Genomic DNA, 2,217 nt, shown 5'->3' with positions numbered 1-2,217 from the left:
CGACACCGATACCCGCTACAGCGTCAAGCGTGGCGCGGGCTGGGACGGCTACAAGGTCCAGACTCCTACAACGCAATAGGTAACCCGGGGTGGGGTCCGCACTCGTGGACGGGATCGAGTGTTTGATGGTGATCCTTTCGGGGCTGATCCGGACTTCTTTGACGACCGCGCGCAGGACGCGTTGTCGGTCGAGGATCGAGCTGGTCCGGGTGCTCTCACGCAGCCGGGACAGGAACCCTTCCAGGTTCTCGGCGAGTTTGAGGTAGGCCTGCTGGTCGACGAGTTGGGCGGCCAGTGCGTCCAGTTGTCTTTGGAGGGTGTGTCGCTTGGTTCGTAGCCTGGGCATCCGGTCGCGGAGCTCCTGCAGGGTGACCAGCTCTTCTTGATAGGCGCTGACCATGCGGTTGATCTGGGCTTCGACCGTGGCGATCTCCTGGTGCAATCGCTGTTGGCGGGCCTGGACTGGGTCGGCGTCGCGCATCCGCTCCAGGCGCCGTTCCAGCTCGTCGCGGACGAGTGCCGGGTCGGACAGCAGGGCGAGGACGTTCTCCCAGATGAGTTCGTCGAGGGCGTCGGCCCGCAGCGGGCGGCTCGTGCAGACCTTGATGCCCCCGGGCAGCTCCCAGCCGTTGGTGCCGGGGCAGCGGTAGTAGTGGTACTTCTTCGGGCCCGGCCCTTGTGAGGTCCGGTTGTAGGCGTATCCGCACAGGTCGCAGACCAGCAGTCCCTGCAGGAGCGCGGGCGTCTTGGTGTTGCGCGGGGAGAACTTCGCATTCTCGGCCAGCCGCCGTTGGACCAGTGCGAAGACTTCCTCGCTGACCAGCGCGGGAACCGGGATCTCGATCCACTCCTCGCGGGGTCGGGCAACCACGCCGGCCTGCGCCGGGATGCTTCGTCCGGCAAGCCGTGAGGTGCGGTTGGCCCGCGGAGCGGTCGATGCGGTCTGCGTCTTCCCGAACGCTGCTCGTCCCATGTAGGCGGGATTGCGCAGTAAGCGGCCCAGCGTGCCGGCGTCCCACTGCGCGTTACCTTTCGGAGAGGGGATCTGGTCGGCTGTCAGTTCCCGGGCCAGTGCCCGCATCGAGATCCCGCCGGCGGCGTACCGGTGGAAGATCCGTGCCACCACCACGGCCTCGGCCTCGACCACCGCATAGGCGGCCGCTGCGTACTCGGCCCGGGACAGGTAGCGGTAGCCGTACGGAGCCCGGCCCAGAACACTGGTCGCCCCGCTGCGGGCCCGGTGCAGCTTGCCCCGACGGGTGCGCTCGGCGATCTGGGCCCGCTCGTACTCGGCGATCATGCCCTGGAACTGCACCATCAGGGCCTGCTCCGGCGTCGTCGCCACCGGGTTGTGGATGAAGACCAGTTCCGTGCCGTTCCGAGTGAACTCCTCGACCAGCAGAACCTGGTGGGCGTAGTTGCGGGCCAGCCGGTCCGGCGACAGGCAGACCACCCGTTCAACCAGCCGCTGGGCGCTCAGGTCCCGCAGCCGCTCCAGTGCCGGCCGAACCAGGGTCGCTCCCGACCAGCCGTCGTCCGTGAAGACCCACTCCTCGGGGATCTCCCACCCCTGTGCCTGGGCGTGTTCGCGCAGGCAGGCGGTCTGGCTGTCGATCGTCTCGTGCTGCTTCTGCCGTGTCGAGGACACTCGGGCGTAGAGCGCTGCATGGATCATGGCCGTTACCTCGCTGGCCTGGGCGGCGTCCCCGCAGGGGGACGAGGATCTGATAGGCGGCGGCGAGCTCCACCGCACCGAGCCGGTCGAAGACGAACTCGAACGTGATCTCGGGGTCGTCCATCGATGCTCCCAATCGATGGTGGCTGCCCCGCACACGACCGGCTCCGAAAGAGGACAACGGGAGCACGACCTGCACCTCGAACGTAGCGCCGGGCACGTCAAGCGTCTGCACCCTTGGGCGACCGGGTTCTGAGATCAGCCGTCAGACCCGCTGTGACCTCGAACTCGAAGTTGCCTTTTGCGTTGTAGGAGTCCACTTCACCGAGACCTGCGAGCCGGATAGTCCGCACGTGATCACGAACGTGGTCACCACCGACGCCACTGTTCCCGACGTGGAGATCACCGAGCCCGTCCACCGTGCTCTGGCCGCGCGCGGCCTGCTGCCCGCAATCCATCTCGTCGACTCGGGCTACACCTCCGCCGCATTGCTGGTGGCCGCGGCCGGGCAGGACATCGAGCTGATGGGGCCGGTCTTCGCC

General features: G+C 67.4%; 1 protein-coding gene and 1 pseudogene. One reads left to right on the top strand and one right to left on the bottom strand.

The features are described from left to right. Window positions 1-1,675, bottom strand: a 1,675-nt coding sequence (locus IEZ19_RS49555; protein ID WP_189317922.1) for a recombinase family protein, incomplete at its 3' end; no start/stop codon positions are given. Window positions 1,676-2,028: 353 nt separating this feature from the next. Here IEZ19_RS49555 and IEZ19_RS49550 point away from each other — a divergent pair. Continuing rightward, window positions 2,029-2,217: pseudogene (locus tag IEZ19_RS49550) on the top strand (IS1182 family transposase); the annotation flags it as partial.

The organism is Streptomyces brasiliensis (assembly GCF_014647875.1).
Classification (GTDB): domain Bacteria; phylum Actinomycetota; class Actinomycetes; order Streptomycetales; family Streptomycetaceae; genus Streptomyces; species Streptomyces brasiliensis.
The sequence above is the reverse complement of the archived record's forward strand: the minus strand, read 5'-3'. Positions and strand labels throughout refer to the sequence as shown.